Source organism: Acinetobacter sp. ANC 3813 (assembly GCF_002135435.1).
GTDB lineage: Bacteria > Pseudomonadota > Gammaproteobacteria > Pseudomonadales > Moraxellaceae > Acinetobacter.
This window is the reverse complement of sequence record NZ_NEGK01000002.1, coordinates 18,893-42,480: the sequence shown is the minus strand read 5'-3', so window position 1 is coordinate 42,480 and position 23,588 is coordinate 18,893. Positions and strand designations below refer to the sequence as shown.

The 23,588-nt window shown below is 39.5% G+C and carries 16 protein-coding genes and 2 pseudogenes; 10 read left to right on the top strand and 8 right to left on the bottom strand.

Translation table 11 applies throughout. From position 1 onward, the window contains the following. Positions 1–151 precede the first annotated feature (151 nt). The gene (gene pcaU / locus B9T34_RS03010) at positions 152–967 is read left to right on the top strand and encodes an IclR family transcriptional regulator PcaU (protein WP_086211698.1); all 816 of its coding nucleotides are present in this window, start codon (positions 152–154) and stop codon (positions 965–967) included. A 352-nt stretch (positions 968–1,319) separates the two neighbouring features. Here the strand turns inward: pcaU and B9T34_RS03005 are convergent, their stop codons facing one another. The 3 genes from B9T34_RS03005 to B9T34_RS02995 all read right to left on the bottom strand — a co-directional run bounded on the left by B9T34_RS03005 (position 1,320) and on the right by B9T34_RS02995 (position 4,904). Then, positions 1,320–2,519 (bottom strand): CaiB/BaiF CoA transferase family protein, encoded by a 1,200-nt coding sequence (locus B9T34_RS03005; protein WP_086211697.1) that lies wholly within the window; start codon positions 2,517–2,519, stop codon positions 1,320–1,322. Between the two features lie 71 nt (positions 2,520–2,590). Beyond that, the gene (locus tag B9T34_RS03000) at positions 2,591–4,132 is read right to left on the bottom strand and encodes a 3-hydroxyacyl-CoA dehydrogenase (protein ID WP_086211696.1); all 1,542 of its coding nucleotides are present in this window, start codon (positions 4,130–4,132) and stop codon (positions 2,591–2,593) included. A 4-nt stretch (positions 4,133–4,136) separates the two neighbouring features. After that, positions 4,137–4,904: an enoyl-CoA hydratase gene (locus B9T34_RS02995; protein ID WP_086211695.1), complete on the bottom strand. Its 768-nt coding sequence runs from the start codon at positions 4,902–4,904 to the stop codon at positions 4,137–4,139. Positions 4,905–5,163: 259 nt separating this feature from the next. On the opposite strand from B9T34_RS02995, the gene B9T34_RS02990 reads away from it, so the two are divergent. From B9T34_RS02990 to B9T34_RS02975, 4 genes and pseudogenes are all read left to right on the top strand, one after another. After that, positions 5,164–6,318 carry an acyl-CoA dehydrogenase family protein gene (locus B9T34_RS02990; protein WP_086211694.1) on the top strand — a complete coding sequence of 385 codons (1,155 nt, stop codon included), beginning with the start codon at positions 5,164–5,166 and terminating at the stop codon, positions 6,316–6,318. A 68-nt stretch (positions 6,319–6,386) separates the two neighbouring features. Next, positions 6,387–7,634 carry an acetyl-CoA hydrolase/transferase family protein gene (locus B9T34_RS02985; protein WP_086211693.1) on the top strand — a complete coding sequence of 416 codons (1,248 nt, stop codon included), beginning with the start codon at positions 6,387–6,389 and terminating at the stop codon, positions 7,632–7,634. A 14-nt stretch (positions 7,635–7,648) separates the two neighbouring features. After that, entirely contained in the window at positions 7,649–8,842 is a 1,194-nt protein-coding gene (locus tag B9T34_RS02980; RefSeq protein ID WP_086211692.1) for an acetyl-CoA C-acetyltransferase, read from the top strand. Positions 8,843–9,300: 458 nt separating this feature from the next. Beyond that, a pseudogene (locus tag B9T34_RS02975) lies at positions 9,301–10,539 on the top strand (MFS transporter); the annotation flags it as partial. 120 nt (positions 10,540–10,659) lie between these two features. Here B9T34_RS02975 and B9T34_RS02970 read toward each other — a convergent pair. Then, the gene (locus B9T34_RS02970) at positions 10,660–11,592 is read right to left on the bottom strand and encodes a LysR family transcriptional regulator (protein WP_086211691.1); all 933 of its coding nucleotides are present in this window, start codon (positions 11,590–11,592) and stop codon (positions 10,660–10,662) included. 112 nt (positions 11,593–11,704) lie between these two features. Here B9T34_RS02970 and B9T34_RS02965 point away from each other — a divergent pair, with 112 nt between their 5' ends. From B9T34_RS02965 to B9T34_RS02950, 4 genes are read left to right on the top strand one after another with little or no spacing between them, the layout of a single operon-like run. Next, entirely contained in the window at positions 11,705–12,865 is a 1,161-nt protein-coding gene (locus B9T34_RS02965) for an acyl-CoA dehydrogenase family protein (RefSeq protein ID WP_086211690.1), read from the top strand. A 12-nt stretch (positions 12,866–12,877) separates the two neighbouring features. Then, on the top strand, positions 12,878–13,690 hold the full coding sequence (locus B9T34_RS02960) for an HpcH/HpaI aldolase/citrate lyase family protein (protein ID WP_086211689.1): 813 nt from the start codon (positions 12,878–12,880) through the stop codon (positions 13,688–13,690). A 32-nt stretch (positions 13,691–13,722) separates the two neighbouring features. Further along, complete coding sequence (locus tag B9T34_RS02955; protein ID WP_086211688.1) at positions 13,723–14,565, top strand: hypothetical protein; 843 nt, start codon at positions 13,723–13,725, stop codon at positions 14,563–14,565. Positions 14,566–14,567: 2 nt separating this feature from the next. Next, positions 14,568–15,758: a CaiB/BaiF CoA transferase family protein gene (locus B9T34_RS02950; RefSeq protein WP_086211687.1), complete on the top strand. Its 1,191-nt coding sequence runs from the start codon at positions 14,568–14,570 to the stop codon at positions 15,756–15,758. A 323-nt stretch (positions 15,759–16,081) separates the two neighbouring features. On the opposite strand, the pseudogene B9T34_RS19195 reads toward B9T34_RS02950, so the two are convergent. Both B9T34_RS19195 and cfa read right to left on the bottom strand, forming a co-directional pair. Continuing rightward, a pseudogene (locus tag B9T34_RS19195) lies at positions 16,082–16,426 on the bottom strand (efflux RND transporter permease subunit); the annotation flags it as partial. A 47-nt stretch (positions 16,427–16,473) separates the two neighbouring features. Next, positions 16,474–17,613, bottom strand: a complete 1,140-nt coding sequence (cfa, locus tag B9T34_RS02940; protein ID WP_086211686.1) for a cyclopropane fatty acyl phospholipid synthase — start codon at positions 17,611–17,613, stop codon at positions 16,474–16,476. Between the two features lie 281 nt (positions 17,614–17,894). On the opposite strand from cfa, the gene B9T34_RS02935 reads away from it, so the two are divergent. Next, entirely contained in the window at positions 17,895–18,590 is a 696-nt protein-coding gene (locus tag B9T34_RS02935) for a DUF1826 domain-containing protein (RefSeq protein ID WP_086211685.1), read from the top strand. A 97-nt stretch (positions 18,591–18,687) separates the two neighbouring features. Here B9T34_RS02935 and B9T34_RS02930 read toward each other — a convergent pair whose 3' ends face one another. Continuing rightward, positions 18,688–20,892: an OsmC domain/YcaO domain-containing protein gene (locus B9T34_RS02930; protein WP_086211684.1), complete on the bottom strand. Its 2,205-nt coding sequence runs from the start codon at positions 20,890–20,892 to the stop codon at positions 18,688–18,690. 419 nt (positions 20,893–21,311) lie between these two features. Then, positions 21,312–23,495 carry a glycerol-3-phosphate 1-O-acyltransferase PlsB gene (gene plsB / locus B9T34_RS02925; protein ID WP_086211683.1) on the bottom strand — a complete coding sequence of 728 codons (2,184 nt, stop codon included), beginning with the start codon at positions 23,493–23,495 and terminating at the stop codon, positions 21,312–21,314. Positions 23,496–23,588 lie beyond the last annotated feature (93 nt).

Sequence of the window (23,588 nt, the reverse complement as noted above, 5' to 3'; positions counted from 1 at the left end):
CTAGCTAAAAATATGAGTTTTGTTCGATGAGCAAATATTATGTTCGATCATCGAACAGTTATTCCAAATTTAGATTATATTAAACATATTTTATATTAGGCTGAAACTACCTTCAGTAGTGAATTGGATCAAACTCTTTAAGGAGTAAAGCATGTTAAACGAAGGGAAAAAAATCCTAATTAATATGGATAATCAAAAAAAGATTCGTCATGAAGACTTTGTCGCAGGAATTAGCAAAGGAATGGCTATACTTGAATGTTTTGGTCCAGAAAGACAACGCTTAAATGTCACCATGGCTGCTGAAAAAACTGGTTTAACCCGTGCCGCAACAAGACGTCATTTATTAACACTTGAATATTTAGGATATTTAGATTTTGATGGTCATTATTATTATTTGACACCCAAAGTTTTAAAGTTTTCAGGGGCTTATTTAAGTGGTTCACAATTACCTAAAATTTGTCAGCCATTGTTAAATCTATTAACCACACAAACATCACTTATTTTTTCAGTCATGGTACTGGATGGATTTGAAGCAATCACTATTGCACGAAGTGCATCACATCAACAAACAGATCGGGTCAATCCGTATGGTTTACACCTAGGAAATCGTCTACCGGCCCATGCAACATCCGCGGGTAAAATACTACTTGCCCATTTAGACGTTGCAGAACAAATTAAATGGCTCGAAAAATATCCCTTAAAGCGTTTAACTAAATATAGCATCACGGATAACACTTCATTTTTATCTTTACTAGAAGAAATTAAAGAACAGGATTGGTGCTACTCAAGTGAGGAGCATGAACTAGGTGTCCACGCATTGGCTGTTCCAATATATGGACCGAAAGGAAATATTGTTGCTGCACTAAATATTGTTTCACCCACTGCCAAGTCAACTAAAGAATATTTAATTCAACAAATATTACCACTTCTTCAAGAAACAGCGAGGGAGCTTAGGAATGTCATTTAAACAATGTAATAATGATTTTTTATCTTTAAAATATTTTGAAATAAAGAAAGTAGAAATGATAAATTCAAGTAGCAAGCGCATCAGTTAAAAAAGCCATCTATCCACTGGATAGACTTTATTGCACAAAGATTAGGATGTTGAAGTTTTCTAAGTCACTATTAGCTATACCATGCTAAATCACAGTTTAGCAATGCATTTAATGTTTAAGCGTAACAGGTTTTCCTAAAAAATTACTTATAATATTAAGTACGCTGTAGTGCTCATTCTTAATAAAGTTAACAGTCCCTACGCTCTATTAATTACACATATGAATAAGCAAAGATCCTGCTTAGAATCTTTGCTTATTAGATTGTTATCCTACAATGCCATTAACCCGTAAGTTTTCAATTTCATCCTTACCCAAGTAACGAGATAAAATTGAATTGGTGTCTTCCCCGAGCATTGGCGGCGCTTTACGGTACTGTACTGGTGTACGGGAAAACTTCATTGGAGATGCAATCACCTGCAGCTTATCTTTTAATGGGTGCTTCATTTCAACCAGCATCTTACGATGCTTAACCTGAGGCTCTTCAAAAGTCTGCTGTAGGTTATTGATGACACCGACGGGAACTTTCACAGATTGAATCACATCTACCCAATGTTTGGCTGTTTGAGTCAGAAAATGTGTGCTGAGAATTTCCACAATATCGTCACGATTTTTCAATCGAAGTGCATTGGTGATAAATCGAGAGTCTTTCGATAAATCTGGCAATTCAATTGCAGAACACAGTGCAACAAATTGTTTATCATTACCGCATGCGACAATAAAATCTTGATCATATGCCCTAAAAACTTGATAAGGAACAACATTGGCATGTGCATTGCCATAGCGTTTAGGAATTTCACCTGAGCTGATGTAATTCATCCCAATATTTGCCAAACATGCGACTTGCACATCGAGCAAAGCCATATCAATATGCTGACCTTGACCTGTCATAAAACGATTGATAATAGCGGCTTGAATTGCAATAGCAGAATAAAGTCCTGTATTTAAATCTGCAAAAGCAACACTGGTTTTCATTGGCTCTTTATCGCCAGTGACAGACATTAAACCGCCAATTCCCTGAATGATATAATCATAGCCAGGTTCTTCCGCTCGCGGCCCATCCTGGCCAAATCCAGTAATAGAACAGTAAACTAGCTTGGGATTGATTTCCTTCAGGCTTTCATAGTCCAAGCCATAGTTTTTCAATGAACCTGCTTTGTAATTTTCAATCAGTACATCAGAATCTTGTGCTAATTTACGCACGATTGCTTGCCCTTCTGCAGTTGAAATGTCTACAGAAATAGAATGTTTATTGCGGTTCGCAGCTTGGAAATATGCGCCTTCAGATGTTTCTTCATCATCATTATTTTTCATCCAAGGCGGCCCCCACATGCGTGTGTCATCACCGACTTTAGGCCGTTCCACTTTAATCACTTCAGCGCCTAGATCCGCTAAAATCTGACCGCACCATGGACCAGCTAAAATCCGGCTTAAATCCAGAACACGAATGCCTTCTAAAGTACCCATATTTCATTCCTTTTATGAGTTTCTGCTTGTAATTCCAAACTTAACAAGCAGAACAACTTAAATTTATTGTCTTATGCTGCTGGTTTAGCAGATGCAGCTTTCTGTACCGAATGCAGTAAATCAATATTGAGTTTGGCGCGGCGCTGCAGCCAAGGGCTTGGACGATAACGCTGATCGCCCGTAATTGCATAGATTCGGCTTAAAATCAGTAAGATTCGCTCAGCGCCTAGCACATTGCCCCAAGTAATTGGACCATATGGATAGCCCAGTCCTAAACGCACGGCTTTATCAATATCTGCCGCTGAAGCAATACCTTGCTGGGCGATATCGCAGGCCAAATTAATAATCATGGAAATAACACGCTGGCTGACAAAACCGACACTTTCTTCAATCACACTCACGGCATGATCATTGGCTGCAAATAAAGCATGCGCCTGATCAATATAATTTTGATCTGTGATAATTGATGGCATGAGCACTCGGCGCTGACTAAAGTCGGTCAACATATCAATACTTACAGCCCGAGTCGCATCCACATTAAAACGCTGTGAAGCCGTTGTTGTATCTTCGCCATAAGTCGCTAACAGAATCAGGCTGTCTGCATTTGGCTGTTCTGAGTCATCAATATCAATACCTCGTGACACAATGTATTGATGCAATATCACTGCATCATTTTGATAATCAGCAGCAATCCAAACAGGCTTAAATGCTGATACTTGCGGTACTGTCTGTGGCGGTTCTTGATTTAAACGGATATCTTGTTCGTATTTGTAGAAGCCTTCTCCAACCTTTTTCCCGACTGTATTTGCCGAAAGCATTAAGCGGGTTAAAGTATTTGGACGGTAACGATCTTCCTGATAATACTGATTAAAAATGGATTCCATAACACGATGAGATACATCTAAACCTGTTAAGTCATACAGTTCAAACGGACCCATTTTAAAGCCTGCGGACTCCCGTAAAATTCGGTCCATCTCGCTGACGCTCGCGACACCTTCACCCAAAATTTTGAGTGATTCTGTACCAAAAGCACGGCCTGCATGGTTTACCAAGAATCCAGGCGTATCTTTGGTTTTTACACCGAAATGCCCCATGCGTTCGGCCAATTCCAATAAAGCATCAACCACTTCATCTGATGTAAAAAGGCCTTTTACCACTTCTACAATTTTCATCAGCGGCACAGGATTAAAGAAGTGGAAGCCTGCAACGCGTGATTTATGCTTACAGCCTGCCGCGATTTCAGTCACGACCAATGACGAGGTATTGGAAACTAAAATGGCTTGTTCTGAAACGACGTCTTCCAATTGCTTAAACAGTTTTTGTTTAATTTCAAGATTTTCGATAATGGCTTCAACCACTAAATCTGCATCTGCAGCTTGATCAAGCTGATCGATAACAATAAAGCGTGCAAGAGTAGCATCTAATTCAGACGGGGTGATTTTGCCCTTAGCCGCCAACTTTCCCAGTACAATTTTTAATTTATCCAGTCCTGCTTGTGCAGCGCCTTCCTGTACATCAAATAAACGTACTTCTAAACCAGCTTGAGCAGCGATTTGGGCAATTCCCATCCCCATAACACCAGTACCGACAAGTGTCATTTTCTCGATTTTCATTTGTTTACTCTCCCTGATAATTTGGTGTGCGTTTTTCCAAAAATGCTTTAGCGCCTTCTTTTTGATCTTTCGTATCAAATAAAATCTGTAAGGCTTTACGCTCCAAAGCCAATGCACCGTCTAATGACATGTCCTGTCCGAGATTGGTGACTTCTTTAATCTGCTGAACAGATATTGCAGAAAAACTTGCAATTGTTTTTGCGATTTCAATGGCATGCGGTGTGGCATCACCTTCAATGACCTCTGAAACCAAGCCCATTTGAGATGCTTCATCTGCATTGAACATTTTTCCAGTCAGCACCAACAGCATCGTTTTAAATTTGCCTATAGCTCGCAATAAACGCTGAGTACCGCCAGCACCTGGCATCAAGCCCAATCTCACCTCTGGCTGCCCAAATTTTGCGGTCTGATTAGCAATAATTATGTCTGCATGCATAGCAAGTTCACAGCCCCCGCCCAGCGCATAGCCATTCACAGCTGCAATGATGGGTTTAGGGCAATTACTTATGCTTTGCCAATAGGCTTCGGTATGTCTTAAGTACATTTGGCTTGTGGAAGCAGTTAAAAAATCATTCACATCTGCACCTGCAGCAAAGATTTTTTCACCGCCTGTTAAGACGATAGCTTTCACATGATTGTTGCTTGAAAGTTCATCAAATGTTTTGGCTAACTTCTGACGTAATTCAATGTTCAAAGCATTTTTTGCTTCGGGACGATTTAGTTGAACAACGGCAACGCCATCTTCCATTATGGTTAATTTCAGAATATCCATATCTAGACTCGTTATTATCTCAAACACCTTTCTGCTATAACGAACATACCTTCGAAGTGTAAAAAATGATATCCCTCCATCAGTCAAAAGCAGATATTATATTTTGATTAAATCCATCATAAAAAAGTATCACATTTAAGATTACGATACATTATATTGATTAAAAGCTCATATTTAGTACGACACAAATATAGCAATAATTATTTTTAAATGGATGTTCTAGCGGCAATTGCCAATAGAAAAAAATGGAGTATCAAAGATGATTCGAGATCAAGAAACACTCAACCAGTTGCTTGATATGCTGCGCCAATTTGTGGATGGTGTATTAATTCCAAATGAAGAACTCATGGCTGAAACGGATGAAATGCCGCCTCATGTGGTTCAGCAAATGAAAGAACTCGGACTCTTTGGTCTTACCATTCCAGATCAATACGATGGTTTAGGTCTAACCATGGAAGAAGAAGTGAGTGTTGCTTTTGAACTGGGCCGCACCTCTCCTGCTTTCCGCTCATACATTGGCACCAATAATGGCATTGGAGCAGCGGGACTAATTATTGATGGTACAGAAGAACAAAAAAAGCAGTTTTTACCTAAGTTTGCTTCAGGTGAAATTATTGGCTCCTTCTGCTTAACAGAGCCTGATTCTGGCTCAGATGCAGCGTCTTTAAAAACAACAGCTGTTAAAGATGGCGATGAATATATTTTAAATGGCACCAAACGCTTCATTACCAATGCGCCACATGCAGGTGTATTTACTGTTATGGCGCGCACTAATCCTGAAATTAAAGGCGCTGGCGGTATTTCAGCCTTTATTATTGACAGCCAATTACCCGGAATAGCACTGGGTAAACGCGACAAAAAAATGGGCCAAAAAGGCGCACATACCTGCGATGTGATTTTTGAAAACTGCCGAATTCCTGCTTCAAGCCTGATTGGCGGTGTTGAAGGTGTCGGATTTAAAACAGCCATGAAGGTTTTGGATAAAGGCCGTTTGCACATTGCTGCGCTAAGCGTTGGCGCAGCAACACGTATTTTAGATGATGCTTTAGGTTATGCCATGGAGCGCAAACAGTTTGGTCAACCTATTGCCAATTTTCAGCTGATTCAAGCCATGCTTGCAGATTCAAAGGCTGAAATCTATGCAGCAAAATGCATGGTCTTAGATGCCGCTAAAAAACGCGATGCAGGACAAAACGTCAATACAGAATCTTCTTGCGCAAAAATGTTTGCTACAGAAATGTGCGGAAGAGTTGCAGATCGTGGAGTACAAATCTTAGGGGGTTCCGGCTACATCAGCGAATATCCTATCGAACGCTTTTACCGAGATGTTCGATTATTCCGTTTGTATGAAGGCACAACGCAGATTCAACAAGTCATTATTGCCCGCAACATGATTCGTGAAGCATCCTTATAAATCAATTAAACGTGTGCTGTGATGTTTGCAGATCAGCACTTTAAGCTCACTTTCTTTGGTACATTTTGATGCAAAGAATTCATGATCTGTCCCAATTGGATTGGGAGCGATATATACAAGAAGATGATTTAGTCCTTTGGGGGCAGGCACAGGCTGAACCTTTAACCCTGACCCAGAATTTAATGCAAAACTGTCATAAAATCAGTAATTTTAGCGTATTTCTAGGAATTAGTAATTTTGCAACATGCTCCCCTGAGCACGCAGCTTATATCGATTTTAGCAGCTATTGCGGTGCGGGTTCTAACCGCCTGCTGGCTAAATCTAAACAGCTGGAAATCATCCCTTCACATTACTCTGCATTTTGCAAAATACTGTGGCCAGATGTTGTTATCATTCAACTATCTGCACCAAATGAACGTGGACAGTACAGTTTTGCCTTAGGTCAAGATTACCCCGCAGATGCAATCCGGCATGCGCGGACTGTAATTGCAGAAGTAAATGCAAATTTACCGTGGACCTATGCTTCCGATTATTTAACAGAGCAAGATTTAGATCTGGTCTATGAGTCAAATCGAAAATTTACAGCCGAGACTGCAGCAGAACCAAACAGCATGAATACGCAAATTGCCGCTCATGTAGCTTCATTAATTCCGAATGGCGCTACGCTGCAAATTGGAATTGGCACACTGCCTGAAACGGTGCTGAATGCTTTAAGCCATCACCAAAATCTTGGCATCCATAGTGGAATTATCAGTGATGGTGTCGCAAAGTTAATGCAATCAGGTGTCATTAATAATTCGCAAAAAGCAATTGATTCAGGTATCACAATTACAGGATTAATCAATGGATCAGAACAGCTTCATGATTTTGTGAATTTAAATTCCAATATTCAATTACGTGCGAGTTCATATACCCACAATCCGCAAGTTCTATCGCAATTGGATAATTTAATTGCTGTAAATTCTGCGATTGAAGTAGATCTCACAGGCCAGGTAAATGCTGAAATAGCCAATGGTACTTATGTAGGAGCTGTTGGCGGCGCTTTAGATTTTATTCGAGCCGCCAATCAATCAGCACATGGCCGTTCAATCATTGCGCTGCCCTCTGCAGGCAAAAATTTCACTCGGATTGTATCCCAGTTAAGCGGGCCAGTGTCCACACCAAGAAGTGATGCAGGATTTTTTGTGACTGAGTATGGCATAGCCGATTTACGCGGTTTAAGCCTATCAGCGCGGGCAAACAAAATGATCAGTATTGCCCATCCAGATTTTCGTGAACAACTCACTGCTGAAGCCAAATCACTTTCACTTATTTAAAATGGAGTTTAATCATGAAAGAAGCTTATATTGTCAGTCCTTTACGCACCCCAATCGGTAAATTTGGCGGCGGTTTAGCATCACTAACAGCTGTAGATTTATCTGTAAAAATCATTCAAAGCATTTTAGAAAAAACACAAATTGATCCAGCAACGCTGGATGAAGTGATTGCTTCACAGTCTTATTCCTCAAGCGAAGCCCCGTGCCTTGGACGATATGCGGCCCTTGCTGCAGGATTGCCAATCGAAGTGCCTGGCTATACGCTTGATCGCCGCTGTGGCTCGGGCTTACAAGCATTGTTAAATGCTGCCATGAATGTGCAAACAGGACAAGCAGAAGCAGTCATGGTGATTGGGGTTGAAAGTATGTCTAATATTGAATATTACTCTACCAATATGCGCTGGGGCAGCCGTGCAGGCAATGTCACATTTTATGACCGTCTAGAGCGCGGCCGTGAAAGATCTCAGCCAGTTGAGCGCTTTGGCTATATTTCAGGAATGCCTGAAACGGCAGATAACTTAGCGAATGATTATAATATCTCACGTGAAGAATGCGATGCATTTGCAGCAGCAAGCCACCAAAAAGCAGAAGATGCTTGGAATAAGGGATACTTTGCCAATGAAGTCATTCCAGTAGAAATTACAACCAAGAAAACGACAACAATAGTTGAGCGAGATGAAGGCATTCGTGCTGGTACAACTGTAGAAAGCTTAGCTAAATTGCGCTCAATTCGCGAAAATGGCGTATCTACTGCAGGTAATTCAAGTCAGCAAAATGATGCAGCATCAGGTTGTTTAGTGGTTAGTGCCGAATATGCAAAAAAACATGGCTTAAAGCCGCTGGCTAAAATTGTTGGTTGGGCTGCGGTGGGCTGTGAACCTAGCCGTATGGGAATTGGGCCAGTTCCTGCTGTTGAAAAACTGCTTACAAAACTGGATATGAAAATTGGAGATATTAATTTAATTGAAGTCAATGAAGCATTTGCAGCACAAGCACTTGCCGTTTTAAAAGGCTTAAATATTCAAGATTATTCTAATGTGAATGTTAATGGTTCAGGTATTTCCCTAGGGCACCCGATTGGCGCAACAGGAATGCGGATCATGACGAGTTTAGTGCATGAGATGCAGCGGCGAGACGCTCGCTATGGACTTGAAACGATGTGCATTGGCGGTGGTCAAGGTCTAGCTGCATTATTTGAAAAAGTATAGTCCAATTATTTAATGGAAGCATAAATAAAAGCCATCTTACATTGATGGTTTTTATTTATTGCTCAGTAATTAATTATCAATTTTAAGTATTAAACAGATCAAAACATAACATGCTTAAAATGCTTTTATTTTATACAAAGCAGCTCTATATTTTCATTATAGCCAAATGAAAGTTTGGTTTAATTAATATTCAAAAATACATATTATTTTTGAATAAGTATCTGCTTTAAATCAGATACAAAAATCAATCAATTTTAATCTCAAAATAGTTGCAAAAAATTCAGGAATATATTTTTAAAACTCATTTATGTGCATAAACATATAAATGGGTTTAAGCAGCTTTAATGTTTTTAATTTAGATTAATGATATAGCCCAAAACCTTCATTGGAATATTATTATTTTAAATTGATTTACACATTATTGAGCATATAACAATAAGCATTAAAGGATGAATTATATGCAAGTTGAAAACACGGTGAACTCTCCACCAAAGCAAAAATGGATTGCTGCCTTTATTTTTTGCTTTTTAGTACTTTTAGTCGATGGCGCAGATATGTTGCTCCTATCTTATAGTTTATCAAGCTTGAAAGTGGAATTTGGTTTATCTTCTTTTCAAGCAGGTATGCTCGGTAGTGTAACGCTTGCAGGCATGGCAATTGGTGGTATTTTTGGTGGATGGGCGAGTGATAAATTCGGACGTGTCCGCATTATTTCATTAAGTATTATTAAATTTTCATTACTTACAGCAATATTAGGTTTTGTATCAAACGTATATGAATTTGCCGCTATTCGCTTCCTATCTGCTCTAGGATTAGGTGCAGTATATATGGTATGTGCAGGTTTAATGTCAGAACTGGTTCCTACAAAATATCGCACAACTATTATTGCGACAATTTTTACAGGATGGACATTTGGCTATATTGTAGCTTCTCTACTTGCAGGTGCTATTATTCCAGAACATGGGTGGCGTATGTTATTCATGGTCAGTGGTTCAGCAGCAATTATCGGTATTCTTATGCCCTTCTTTGTAAAAGAATCAGAATCATGGAAAACAGCACGATTAAATCGCACTCAAAATGATGCTAAAATGGTTAAAGGTGACCGTTCAGTATTTAAAGCACTTGTACAAGATAAACTCATTTTCCGTACGCTAATTTTTTGGATGATTGTCGCAGGCTTTATGCAATTCGGTTACTACGGTGTAAATAACTGGATGCCTTTATACCTTGAACAAGAATTAGGTATGAATTTCAAATCAATGACTAACTATTTAATTGGTAGTTATACAGCGATGATCGGCGGTAAAATTCTAGCGGGTTATATGGGGGATAAGTTAGGTCGAAAATTCACATTCATGTTTGGAGCTATTTCGACAGCAGTCTTCCTAATCATTATTGTAATGTTCCATAACCCAAGTAATATTCTGTATTTATTAGTGATCTTCGGTTTCTTATACGGCATGCCTTTAGGTGTATATACAACTTATATGTCTGAGAGTTTTCCTACACATATTCGTGGAACTGCCATTGGTACTGCACATAACATAGGCCGTATCGGCTCGACTATTGCTCCAGCAACGATTGGCTTTATCGCAACTGAAGGTTCAATCGGTCTAGGCTTTATGGTAATGGGTATCGCCTATTTAATCTGTGCATTGCCTACATTATTTATTAAAGAAAAAATGTATGATCCTCAAGCTAATGCATCAAATATTGACTCTGACACTGATCCTAAAACAGCTTCAAAAGCTAATGTTAAAACTGCTTAACCACGCTCGTTAATTTAAGATTTTAAAATGCTCCTTTAGGAGCATTTTTTATTTTCCAATCCATTCACAGCCTAGCCACGATTTACTTTTTACTGCGCTTTTTGAAGATAGAATGATCTCTTGAGCAATAGTATGCACAAGTTTTGTAATATGGCGGGTATTCGGCAATGCTAAGGCTATCTCACGGGTAAAATCTGGATGATCTATTGGCGAAGCCGAAAATGCTTGTTGCTCAAGTTCATTTTTAATTGATACCAGAGGTAAAATAGTAAACCCTAACCCTTCCTTAACCAATTGCTTTTGAACATTTAAATCATTTACCTCAGCACTGATTTTCAACTCATATTTCGCTTTATGAAATCCCTGCTCAATCAATGTGCGAAGTCTATGCGGGGAATAAGGCAAAATTAAATCATAGTTTGCCATTTGCTTTAACTCGACACTTTCATCCTTTGATAACCTCTCACTATAGGCGCCAATTAACCATAACTGCTCTTTTACTAAAGGCTGTAAATCTAAAAATTTAGAAGAAACCGAGCCATAAATTAATGCTACGTCAATTTCACCGCTTTCTAGCCACTCTTTTAAATGACCCGAATACCCTACTGTAATTTTAAGATTCACATGCGGATATTTGGCTTTAATAATGCGCATCAGCGCAATAGATAGCAACTCACTCAAACTGGCCAAAATACCAATATTCACTGTGCCGCGAAGTGCTCCATCTGATGATGTCAGTTCGATTTTAGCAGTTTCAATTTCTTTTAGAACACGTCGAGCATATACCTCAAGTATTTTTCCTTCATTGGTCAAATGCATGCCGTGTCGGCTGCGCTCAAAGAGTTCAATACCCAGTTCATCTTCTAAGAGATGGATTTGTCTAGAAACTGCAGGCTGCACAATATTCAGCAATGTAGCGGCTTTAGTAATATTTTTAGTTTCTGAAATCGTGATAAATGATCTGAGTTGTTTGATATCCATTTCAATATTCTTTTAGCATCCTAACTATCAAATAATTCTATTTTATTATTCAAACAATAACAATATATGATCCAAAACAAGTTAAACAATATGTGATATGGAAATCTTTTTTATGAAAAGCACAATCAATAATTATCAAGAGATTCGTGAAGCAGTCAAAGCCCTATGCGCAGAGTTTCCTGCTGAATACCATCGTAAAATAGATGAAGAACGTGGATATCCTGAAGAATTCGTTGATGCTTTGACTAAAGCCGGCTGGATGGCGGCCATGATTCCTGAAGAATACGGCGGTTCAGGTCTAGGTTTAACAGAAGCTTCTATTATTATGGAAGAAGTAAACCGCAGCGGCGGCAATGCTGGCTCTTGCCACGGTCAAATGTACAATATGGGGACTTTGCTTCGACATGGTTCTAAAGCGCAAAAAGAATTATATTTACCTAAAATTGCTACGGGCGAATGGCGCTTGCAGACAATGGGGGTAACTGAGCCAACAACTGGTACAGACACCACTAAAATTAAGACCACTGCAGTAAAAAAAGGCGACCGCTATGTGATTAACGGTCAAAAGGTATTTATTTCCCGCGTACAGCACAGCGACTGGATGATTTTGTTAGCGCGCACTACTCCGCTTGCCGAAGTCACGAAAAAATCAGAAGGTATGTCGATCTTTATGGTTGATCTGCGTGAAGCTGAAAAAAATGGCATGATCGTCCGCCCTATTCCCAATATGGTGAATCATGAAACCAATGAAATTTTCTTTGATAATCTTGAAATTCCAGAAGAAAACCTGATTGGTGAAGAAGGCAAAGGTTTTAAATATATTTTAGATGGCTTAAATGCAGAGCGTACATTAATCGCTGCTGAATGTATTGGGGATGGCTACTGGTTTATGGACCGCGCTACCCAATATGTCAAAGACCGTGTGGTTTTTGGCCGTCCTATCGGTCAAAATCAAGGTGTACAATTCCCATTAGCAGAAAATTTCATTGAAATTGAAGCGGCCAATCTCATGCGTTTCCGCGCGTGTGAAATGTTTGACCGCGGCGAAAAATGCGGTGCTGAAGCCAACATGGCTAAATACTTAGCGGCAAAATCAAGCTGGGAAGCAGCCAATAACTGCCTGCAATTCCATGGCGGTTTTGGTTTTGCCAATGAGTATGATATTGAACGTAAATTCCGTGAAACGCGCTTATATCAAGTTGCGCCAATTTCAACTAATTTAATTTACAGCTTTGTCGCTGAACACTTACTTGGTCTTCCTCGTTCTTTTTAATAGGAAATTAACATGAATAAAGTGAATAAGCCTGCACGTTCTTATCTCTTTGTTCCAGCCAATCGTCCGGAGCGCTTTGAAAAAGCGCTCGCTACAGATGCCGATGCTGTGATCATAGACTTGGAAGATGCCGTACCTGTAGAGCTTAAAGTGAGTGCGAGACACGAATTAGCACAGTGGCTCAACGATCATCCTGAATGTCAGATCATGATCAGAGTAAATGCAAGTCAGACTGAATGGTTTCAAGCTGATATCGAATTAGCAAAATATCCAAATGTCAGCGCCATTGTTTTACCTAAAACTGAATCAAATGTTCAAATTGATGCTGTATTGAAAATTCGGGCCATCGACATCTTCCCTTTAATTGAAACACCATTAGGCTTCGCCAATGTTCGTAATATTGCCGCGGCAAAGCACGTTGTCGCGCTGATGTTCGGTTCTATTGATTTTCAGCTTGAAATGAACATGAATGGCGGTTATTTGGAACTTCTATCTTTTAGAAATGAGATTGTTCTCGCTTCACAGCTTGCAAGCATTCAGGCGCCTGTAGATGGTGTAACGGTCGATTTTAAAGATGAAGACTTAGTCCGCTTGGAAACTCAGCAAGCAAAAAACTTAGGTTTTGCTGGAAAATTATGCATCCATCCCAACCAAGTGAATATTGTCAATCAAACCTTCAAACCAACTCAGCAGGAAGTGGATTGGGCAAATCAAGTGATGCAAACAGTTGATGCCGCGCAAGGTCAAGCTGTGAGTTTTAATGGTAAGATGATTGATTTACCTGTGATTTTAAAAGCAAAAAAAATCTTATCGCAAGCATCATAAATAATAAGTAAGGGAAATTAGAGGTTATAAATATGGAAAATTTTGACGCTTGGATTGGTAAAAAAGAAGTTTTGACGGACTATACGCATCCGCGATCTGTATCGATGATGCAGGCTTTGCTAAATCAGCCGGACATCAAAAACAATAAACTCCCTCATTTGTATCAATGGTTTTATTTCCTGCCTATCGTAAATGGGGAGAATCTTGCAGAAGATGGACATCCTCAAAAAGGCGCATTTTTGCCGCCTATTCCCTATCCTAAGCGCATGTGGGCCGGCAGCCGGATTGAGTTTATAGCACCCGTTCTATTGAACCAGAACATCCGCAGAGAATCTGAAATCATTAATATTCAATTCAAAGCGGGCAAAAGCGGCAATATGTATTTTGTGACCGTCAAACATAGCATTTATGCAGATCACTCTCCCGCCATTATTGAAGAACAAGATATTGTCTACCGCGATGTCTCAAATCAGCCTTCAATCAGTCAACCTTTAACACCTATTCTTCATGATGAAAAGCCCTTCAGCTATAAAAAATCGTTTCCAGTGAATACGGTGACCTTATTCCGCTATTCTGCACTGACGTTTAATGGTCATAAAATTCATTATGACCGACCATACGCTATGGAAGCAGAAGGCTATCCAGGGCTTGTAGTACATGGCCCTTTACTGGCAACACTGCTTTTACATTCATTTCAGCAAGAGACTCCGAATAAAAAAGTGTCCCGCTTTGAATTTCGTGCGGTGAATCCTGTATTTGATTTCAATGATTTTTTTATCTGCGGTGATGTTCAAACTGACCAAGCTGAATTATGGATTGAAAAATCTGATGGGCAAATTGCGATGAAGGGCAAAGTAGAATTTACTGAGGTTTAAAAATGCCAGCATTAGATGGAATTACGGTAATCTCTTTAGAGCATGCTATCGCTGCACCATTTTGCACACGGCAATTGGCCGATTTAGGCGCTCGTGTTATTAAAATTGAACGTCCAGAAATTGGTGATTTTGCAAGGAATTATGATGAACGTGTTGATGGCATGTCATCGCATTTTGTATGGACCAACCGTTCCAAAGAAAGTTTAACCTTAAATTTAAAAACTGATCATGCTAAAGCGATCGTCAGAGAACTTTTGCTGAAAGCGGATGTACTCGTGCAAAACTTAGCGCCTGGTGCGGCATCACGTTTAGGTTTTTCATACGAAGAACTTGCTGAAATTAACCCGCGAATTATTGTCTGTGATATTTCTGGTTATGGTGATGATGCAGAGCATCCGGGACCTTATCGTGATAAAAAGGCTTACGATTTACTGATTCAGAGTGAATCTGGCTTTCTGTCTATTACAGGCACAGATGAGCAGAGTGTGAAAGCAGGCTGTTCTATTGCAGATATTTCCGCGGGTATGTACGCCTACAGCAACATTTTAGCGGCACTCATTGAACGTGGCATAACGGGCAAAGGCAAACGCATTGATGTATCTATGCTTGAGAGCATGGCGGAATGGATGGGTTATCCGCTCTACTACACCCTAAATGGTGAATCATCTCCCCCCAGAACAGGCGCTGCCCATGCTACCATTTATCCTTATGGGCCATTTCCTACAGGCGATCAAAAGCAGGTGATTCTTGGCGTACAAAACGACCGTGAATGGCAGGCATTTTGTGAAATTGTTTTAAAACAACCTGAACTTTATCAAGATCCTTGCTTTAGCAACAACAGCATGCGTTCTCAAAATAGAAACAAGCTTCAAAATATAATTGAACAGAAATTTGAGTTATGGACTCAATCCGAAATTTGCCAACGTCTTGAAAATGCAAAAATTGCCAATGCACGTGTGAATGATGTTCAAGATTTGTGGCAGCACCCTCAGCTAAAAGCACGACAGCGCTGGATTGAAGTAGATTCCCCTGTTGGAAAAATTCCAACTTTAAAACCTGTAGGTTTAACTCATGCAGATGACTATGCAATTCAAGCTGTTCCTAGCTTAGGACAGCATACACAGAGCATTTTAGGTGAATTAAATTACAGTACTGAAGCTATTCAAAAATTAGCGGAAGACGGCATTATTTAACAGTTTATCTAGCCTACTGAGGCCAGTAGGCTAGTTTTTTATACACCTTTAGAAAAAACTAAAAGTATGACGGCATCAGCACGGCGTAATCAATAAGGCGTCATAAATTATGGAAGATTTAATATTCGTATCAAATACTGTACACGAAGCAAATCAGCCTGCCCATTTTAAATTGGATTCTCAAAACCACGCTGTATCGGAAGCCATATCTGCATATCTTAGTGTAATTTTAGAGCTCTTCCCTGACAAATGGCAATCCTAGTTCTTTTCTTAAGAACTAGGATTGCGTAAAATTAACGTGAATTTACCCATCTATACAGCACAGGCAATAACACTAAAGTCAGGAAAGTAAATGACATAATGCAGCCAATGACTACCGTTGCTAAAGGCCGCTGCACTTCGGTTCCTGTTGCAAGCGCTATAGGGATCAAACCTAGTGATGCCACAATAAGCGATCGTCTTGCCTGGCGGGAAGCCAAAAAGACTTCTTTAAAACGCTCATTTTGATTTAATGGCCGTTTTAAAGCTTAATGCGCATGTGCTAAACGTCGAATACCGTTTTCAACAATCACCACCGCTCCATCAACAATGATACCAAAATCCAGTGCACCTAAACTCATCAGATTGGCACTGATAATCTTCTGCGCCATGCCTGTTAAGGCTTGCAACGGGATTCAGGTCAAGGCTGAACCTTTATCTACTTACTTTGAATGATCTATCTTGGAACAGATATGCCGCCATCCCGGCCTTCTGGGGTGAGTACAATTTGCCATAATTGCAAATCCCTCGCACGGAAAGCGCCTGCACAGGCGTTTAGATAATAGCTGAACATGCGTTTAAAACGCTGACTATAATTTGCTTCTATTTGAGGCCATATCTGAATAAACCGCTCATGCCATGCAGATAATGTTAAATCATAGTCAGCGCCAAAATTATGCCAATCTTCCATGATGAATTTGCCGCTGCTATGATGCGCAATGTTCTCTACGGATGGTAAGCAGCCATTAGGAAAAATATACTTGCTGGTCCAAGCGTCAGCGTTCAGCATCGTAGAATTAGAACCAATTGTATGCAGCAAAAATAATCCGTCTGAATGGAGATTCCTTCTAACCACTTTAAAATAGGTTTCATAATTTTTTGGACCGACATGTTCAAACATTCCAATAGAAACTACACGGTCAAACTCATCATCAATATCACGATAATCCGTCAGCAGTATTTTTACGTCTAATGATTTACAGCGCTCTTGTGCCAGCTTTTGCTGTTCTTTTGAAATCGTTATGCCTGTAACAGAAACTTGATAGTTTTTGGCGGCATATTCAGCAAGGCCACCCCAACCGCAGCCAATATCAAGCACTTTCATTCTAGGTTTCAGATCTAATTTACGGCAAATCAAATCGAGTTTATGTTCTTGCGCCTGTTCTAAATGATCTGCGTCTTTCCAATACCCACAGGAATATTGCATATAGGGATCAAGCATTAAAGAAAATAAATCATTTCCCAAATCATAATGCTCTTCACCAACCATCCATGCTCTTTTTTTAGATTGAAAATTCCTAAAACGAGCAATTGCAATCCGAATGATATTTTTTAAATTATTTGGCAATTTTTTATCGAGTTGCGCACGAAGTATTTTATAAAAAAAAATATCTAATCTTTCACAATCCCACCAGCCGTCCATATAGCTTTCGCCTAATCCTAGGGAGCCTTCCTGCATGATTCTGCTATAAAGCTGAGGATGATGGACTTTGATATCATGCGGCCGATCCCCATTAATCACGATATCTGCCTGATCCAATAAATTCTTAACAATAGCTCTTAAATGACCGTCCTCATTGCTTACAAAAGTATTCATATCAACTCCTAATATCATTAAGTGATTGATTCATATCTTTCTATTACGTCATACTTAATTTTTTATTTTCATTATATTTATAACTGAATTCATGGTTGCAAAATACGCATTTAACAACTTATATACAGATATCATAAAGTGAATAATCAATTTTAGATCAGCATTTTTTCAAGTTACACTGAATTCAAAATTCAATCTCTGTTGCTTCATACAATACAACCTGTATTTCTATCAAGCTGCGTGTATGATGCTTCATAGTTTTTGATTTATTTAATTCATCTATGCTCAATGCTTTTTCCAACAACAGCCAAATTGGTGTGGTTGCTAGCTTTTCAGAACTGATCCATTCACTTTTTCAGGGTGAAATGAATGCCCTGTGCTGGCATAGAAATTTATTGGGCGACTTTCAAGAAATCGTAAATAAACTCGAATTAAAAGAAAATATTACAGAAATTTCAATTGATGATCTTTTAGCGCTTCAGCTATCAGATGATGGCTCTCTAGCCAGAGAGACCATCATAAGAGATATGCAATTACTTGCAGACTTTGGCGCTTCTCCTTCCCTCAATTTGCTTAAAAGTTATGAACGGGATGACGAACTGGATTTTATTTCCACAGATGTCTATTCCTTTCATGTTGACCGTTCACCCATTGGTACAGATACTTTTTTATGCACCTATTACGGCGCTGCAAGTGATATTTTGCCCAATGACCAAGTTCAGCAAAAAATTTTAATTCCTGAAATTAGACAACAGCTTCTAGAACTGCATGAGGGAACTGAAGCTGATTTTGAAAGTTTTCTAGAAGAATATTATTTTGATCTGCATTATCAACCTATAGCGAATGCACAACCTGTGAATTTAGGCGTTGGTCATTTATGGCGTTTAGCGGTTGATCATCCTGAACAGTCTGTTTTACCTTGCGTACACAGAGCACCTGTAGAAAACAATGAATATCGGCTGCTGTTAATTTGCTAGCACGCAGTATTGATCAGAACCGTAAACAATAAAAAAGGCTTTTCTAAATAGAAAAGCCTTTTTTGAAACGTGTTAAGAATCCATCAAAATGTATTCATTAAAGCGTTACATTTACTGCTCGTGCACGCGCTGCATGCAATTTCTTATAGCTGTCGATAAGGCGTATATGACGGTCTAAACCTTCAAGCTTCATACTGGTTTCTGTTAAACCATAGAATCGTATGCTTCCTTCCATAGAACCAATGACCGCATCCATACGCTCATCACCAAACATACGGCGGAAATTAAACTCATAATCATCTAAATCAAGCTCATCATCCAATTCTACCTCTAGAACTGCATCTAAGCATTGATAGAATAATCCGCGTTCAACCGTATTGGTATTAAATTGCAGATATTGCTCAACCAATTCTTTTGCTTCTTCGAACTCTTGTAAAGCAATATAAATCTGAAGTTTAAGTTCCAGAATAGTCAATTGACCCCATACGGTATTGTCATCAAATTCAATACCAATGAGCGTCGTAATTTCAGTGTAATCATCCGATTCCACTTCTTCTAAGCGTTCAGCCAATGCTTCAAGCTGCTCTTCATCTAAGCGATGAAGGTTTAATATGTCTTCACGGAACGCCAATGCTTTATTGGTATTATCCAAAATTAAATCTTCAACTAAATAAATTTCTGAATAATCAGGAACTAAGATGCGGCAAGCTGTAGCACCAAGATGCTGATAAACCGCCATATAGACTTCTTTGCCCATTTCTTCCAGAATTTCAAACATCGTTTGAGCTTCTTCAGCATTGGCATGCTCGCCTTCGCTGGTGAAGTCCCATTCTACAAAGTCATATTCAGACTTAGCGCTGAAGAATTTCCAAGACACTAAACCGCTCGAATCAATAAAGTGCTCAACAAAGTTATTTGGCTCAGTCACTGCATTGCTGCTGAATGTCGGTTTAGGCAAATCATTTAAACCTTCAAAACTACGGCCTTGCAATAGCTCAGTTAAACTGCGCTCCAATGCAACTTCTAATTTTGGATGTGCGCCAAAAGAAGCAAAAACACCACCAGTACGCGGGTTCATTAAAGTTACACACATCACTGGATACTGTCCGCCCAATGAAGCATCTTTAACGAGAACAGGAAAACCTTGTTCCTCTAAGCCCTTAATGCCTTCTACAATGCTTGGGTACTGCGCTAATACCTCTGCAGGAACATCTGGAAGCACGATTTCACCTTCCAAAATTTCACGCTTAACCGCGCGCTCAAAAATTTCAGATAAGCATTGTACTTGCGCTTCTGCTAAAGTATTACCCGCACTCATACCATTGCTTAAGTATAGGTTTTCAATCAAATTTGAAGGGAAATAAACCGTTTCGCCATCTGATTGACGTACAAATGGCAATGAGCAAATACCACGAGCAGTATTGCCTGAGTTGGTATCGTATAAATGTGTGCCTAAAAGTTCATTTTCAGGGTCATAAATTTCACGCGTATATTCATCTAAAATCTCGACTGGCAACTCGCCATTTGGCCCCGGCTGGAACCATTTTTCATCTGGATAGTGTACAAATGCCGCGTTGGCAATTTCTTCACCCCAAAATTGGTCATTGTAGAAGAAGTTACAGTTTAGACGTTCAATGAATTCACCTAAGGCAGAAGCTAAAGCGCTTTCTTTGGTAGAACCTTTACCATTGGTAAAACACATTGGTGACTGAGCATCGCGGATATGCAATGACCAAACATTTGGAACAATGTTGCGCCATGACGCAATTTCAATTTTCATGCCCAAATTAGCCAAAATGCCTGACATATTGGCGATGGTTTCTTCTAATGGCAGATCTTTACCCGGAATAAAGGTACTGCTTTCAGAAGTCAACGTTGGCATCAGCAAAGCTTGTGCATCAGCATCAATGCTTTCAACTTCTTCAATAATGAACTCAGGGCCTGTTTGAATCACTTTTTTAACAGTACAGCGGTCAATCGAACGTAAAATACCTTGACGGTCTTTTTCTGAAATATCAGCTGGCAGTTCTACCTGAATTTTGAAGATCTGCTTATAGCGGTTTTCGGGATCTACAATATTATTTTGAGATAGTCGGATATTATCTGTTGGAATATCGCGCGCTAAGCAGTACACCTTTACAAAGTACGCGGCGCAGAGCGCTGAGGATGCTAAAAAATAATCGAATGGGCCTGGCGCAGAACCATCACCCTTATAGCGGATGGGCTGATCGGCGATTACCGAGAAGTCATCAAACTTCGCTTCTTGACGAAGATTGTCGAGATAATTGACTTTGATTTCCATGCAGGCACCTAAGTTTTTTATACGTTTGCATACCGCATAAAATTTAAAATTTGAATCAATTAGCCGGATCACGGAACAATAATTGACTAAAGAACAATATAAAATGGCAAAAATCTGAACTTTCTAAGGCTATTTTTCAATTGCAGAAAGCTGATTTTTAAAGATGGGCATTATTATAGATGGATTTGACTAAATTGATAACTTTTGTCTGCATTTGCTGGACATTTAATGTTAATCGTTGGGCCACTCGCCCATTTTTAGCTTTTGCAGTATTTACTTGATGGCGGCCTAATCCAATGGCTTAACATTTTATTGCCGCACAACACACTATGATTAAAAAAAACCAAACGCTTAAAGTTTGGTTTTTATGGAGCATTAAATTAATAGCCTACTTAAGCCTGTTCACTCGCTCATTGCTCTTAAGTTTTTTGAATTTCTTCTTGCGGAAGATTCATTTCATATAAATGCGCAAAAGCAGACAAGAAGCGCAGTGCTTCATCCGAAGCGCTTATTTCAATATGACTCTCTGACTGTTGAATTAAACGCTCTGTCTCAAAATACGCCAAAACTTGCGCAATTTGGGCTGGCACAGCATCAGCTTCCCATTTTAAGAAGAACTGCTTTTTAAGGTCCGGATAGACTGCATGAATGTGGCTAAGCAACTCTTCTACAGCAACCGACTGCTGATCTGCAGATAGCGCTTTTAGCATATGTGCGGTTAAGCCAGCCAGTGCAAAGGTATGCATAATATTGTTGCTGAAGTATTTTAATAAAGCATCTTGCTTATCACATACTTTTACCCAGCGTTCATTATCATGCTCAATTAATTCAATTTGCTTTAACTGAATGGCATATTGAATAATTTCGTGATTTGAAAGCTCCGTGATTTGCATACGCTCATCATAGCGGTTGGCTTTTAAATAATGACGGAACTGTTCTAAACGAAGCAGTACATCGTGCTCTGCTAATGAATGTGTTGGTGCATTGAGTAAAACTAGCGAAATTAAACTAACCGGGTTAATTACCACGGCTTTATTGATATTTTCCAAAATATCTTCCGCGGCAGCATTGACTACGCCTTTTACGCTATCCGGCAATTCTTCTTCCAAAGCCACATGTTTTGGCGCATTGTTTTGCTGCAGCAAGTCATTTAAAAACACAGGTTCGCCAAAATTCACATGAACCTTGCCAAAGACTTTTTCAATTTTCTGAATTGATTTTAGTAGCCCAAATAAAGACTCGGCTTGTTTTTTCTGTCCGCCTAATTCTTTAATATATGTAGAGCCTTCCAGCAATTTTTCATAACCAAAGTAAGTTGGAATAAAAACGATGGGTTTACTGTTGCCGCGTAAATGGCTTTGAATGGTCATGGCCAGCATGCCCTTTTTCGCAGGAAGCAATAAGCCTGTACGAGATCGGCCACCCTCAATGAAATATTCCAAAGGCGTGTTACGGCTGAGTAAGCTATGTACATATTCTTTAAATACGGCGGTATACAGTGCGTTGCCGCTAAAGCTTCTGCGAATGAAGTAAGCGCCAGCACCGCGCATAATTTGGCCCACAACTGGCATGTTTAAGTTAATGCCTGCAGCAATATGCGGTACCATTAAACCGCGCTTATGGATCACAAAAGACAGCAGCAAATAGTCGATATGACTGCGGTGACACGGCGCATAGACTAATTCATAGTCTTTAGACAGCTCACGCACCATATCAAAATTATGTACTTCAATACCGTCGTAGAGCTGAGTCCACAATTTGGTGAGTGCAATATCTGCAAAACGGATGGTCGAATATGAATAGTCAGAAACAATTTCATCTAAATATTTTTTTGCTAAGCCTTCTGCTTGCACCACACTGATTTTCTTATGGATGCTTTCGGTCAAGATGGCTTCTTTTACCGCATCTGTCATCATCAATTTATTTATAACATTGCGTCGGTCTGATAAGTCAGGTCCTAAGATTGCTTCTTTGTATTGATTAAACAGCGTATTTAATTCAGTCACGGCGTAATGTGCCGGCGAAAAGTTTGGACTAATTTCCAAACCTTTTTGAATTAAACCGCGCAGCGATACAGGAGAATGGAATTCTATATAGTTCTCACGGCCATATAAGGTAATATTCAGCGCCTGCTTAATACCCGTTGGCTTAGTCCAAGCATCTGCCATAAGCGCTTTATACCAGCTGTCTTCATTTTCGGGCGAACGCCCCCAAAGAACCGTTACAGGCACAAGCAAAACATCGCTTTCAGGATGCTTTAACAAGTACTCAACCATGCGGATCAGTTTATCTGGATAAAACGAAGATGCATTTTTTTTACTGGCTTCCAGCGTTAAAAATGAATCATTTTCTTCATACTCGTCCAATTTTAAAGGCGCGAAAGCTGAAGATAGTTGGCGCTTTTCTGTTTCATTATCAATCAGGACCTGATTCGAAGTCGAATCATCCTGAATGACATAACACACTGGAAATTGTTCAGGATTATCAATATTGATTTTGTTTTCCAGAACTTGTGTATCACCCAAGACTTGCGGGCTGACAATTTTATCTAAAATTTTCTTGGTGAATTTTCTATAAAAATTTTGATAAGGATTCGTTGCCATATGAGACTCAGCAGTTCTTCTATAAAGGTATAATCTGCTGGAAATAATACAACGTGGCGATACAAAATTGGAGATAAATTATTTATCTATATT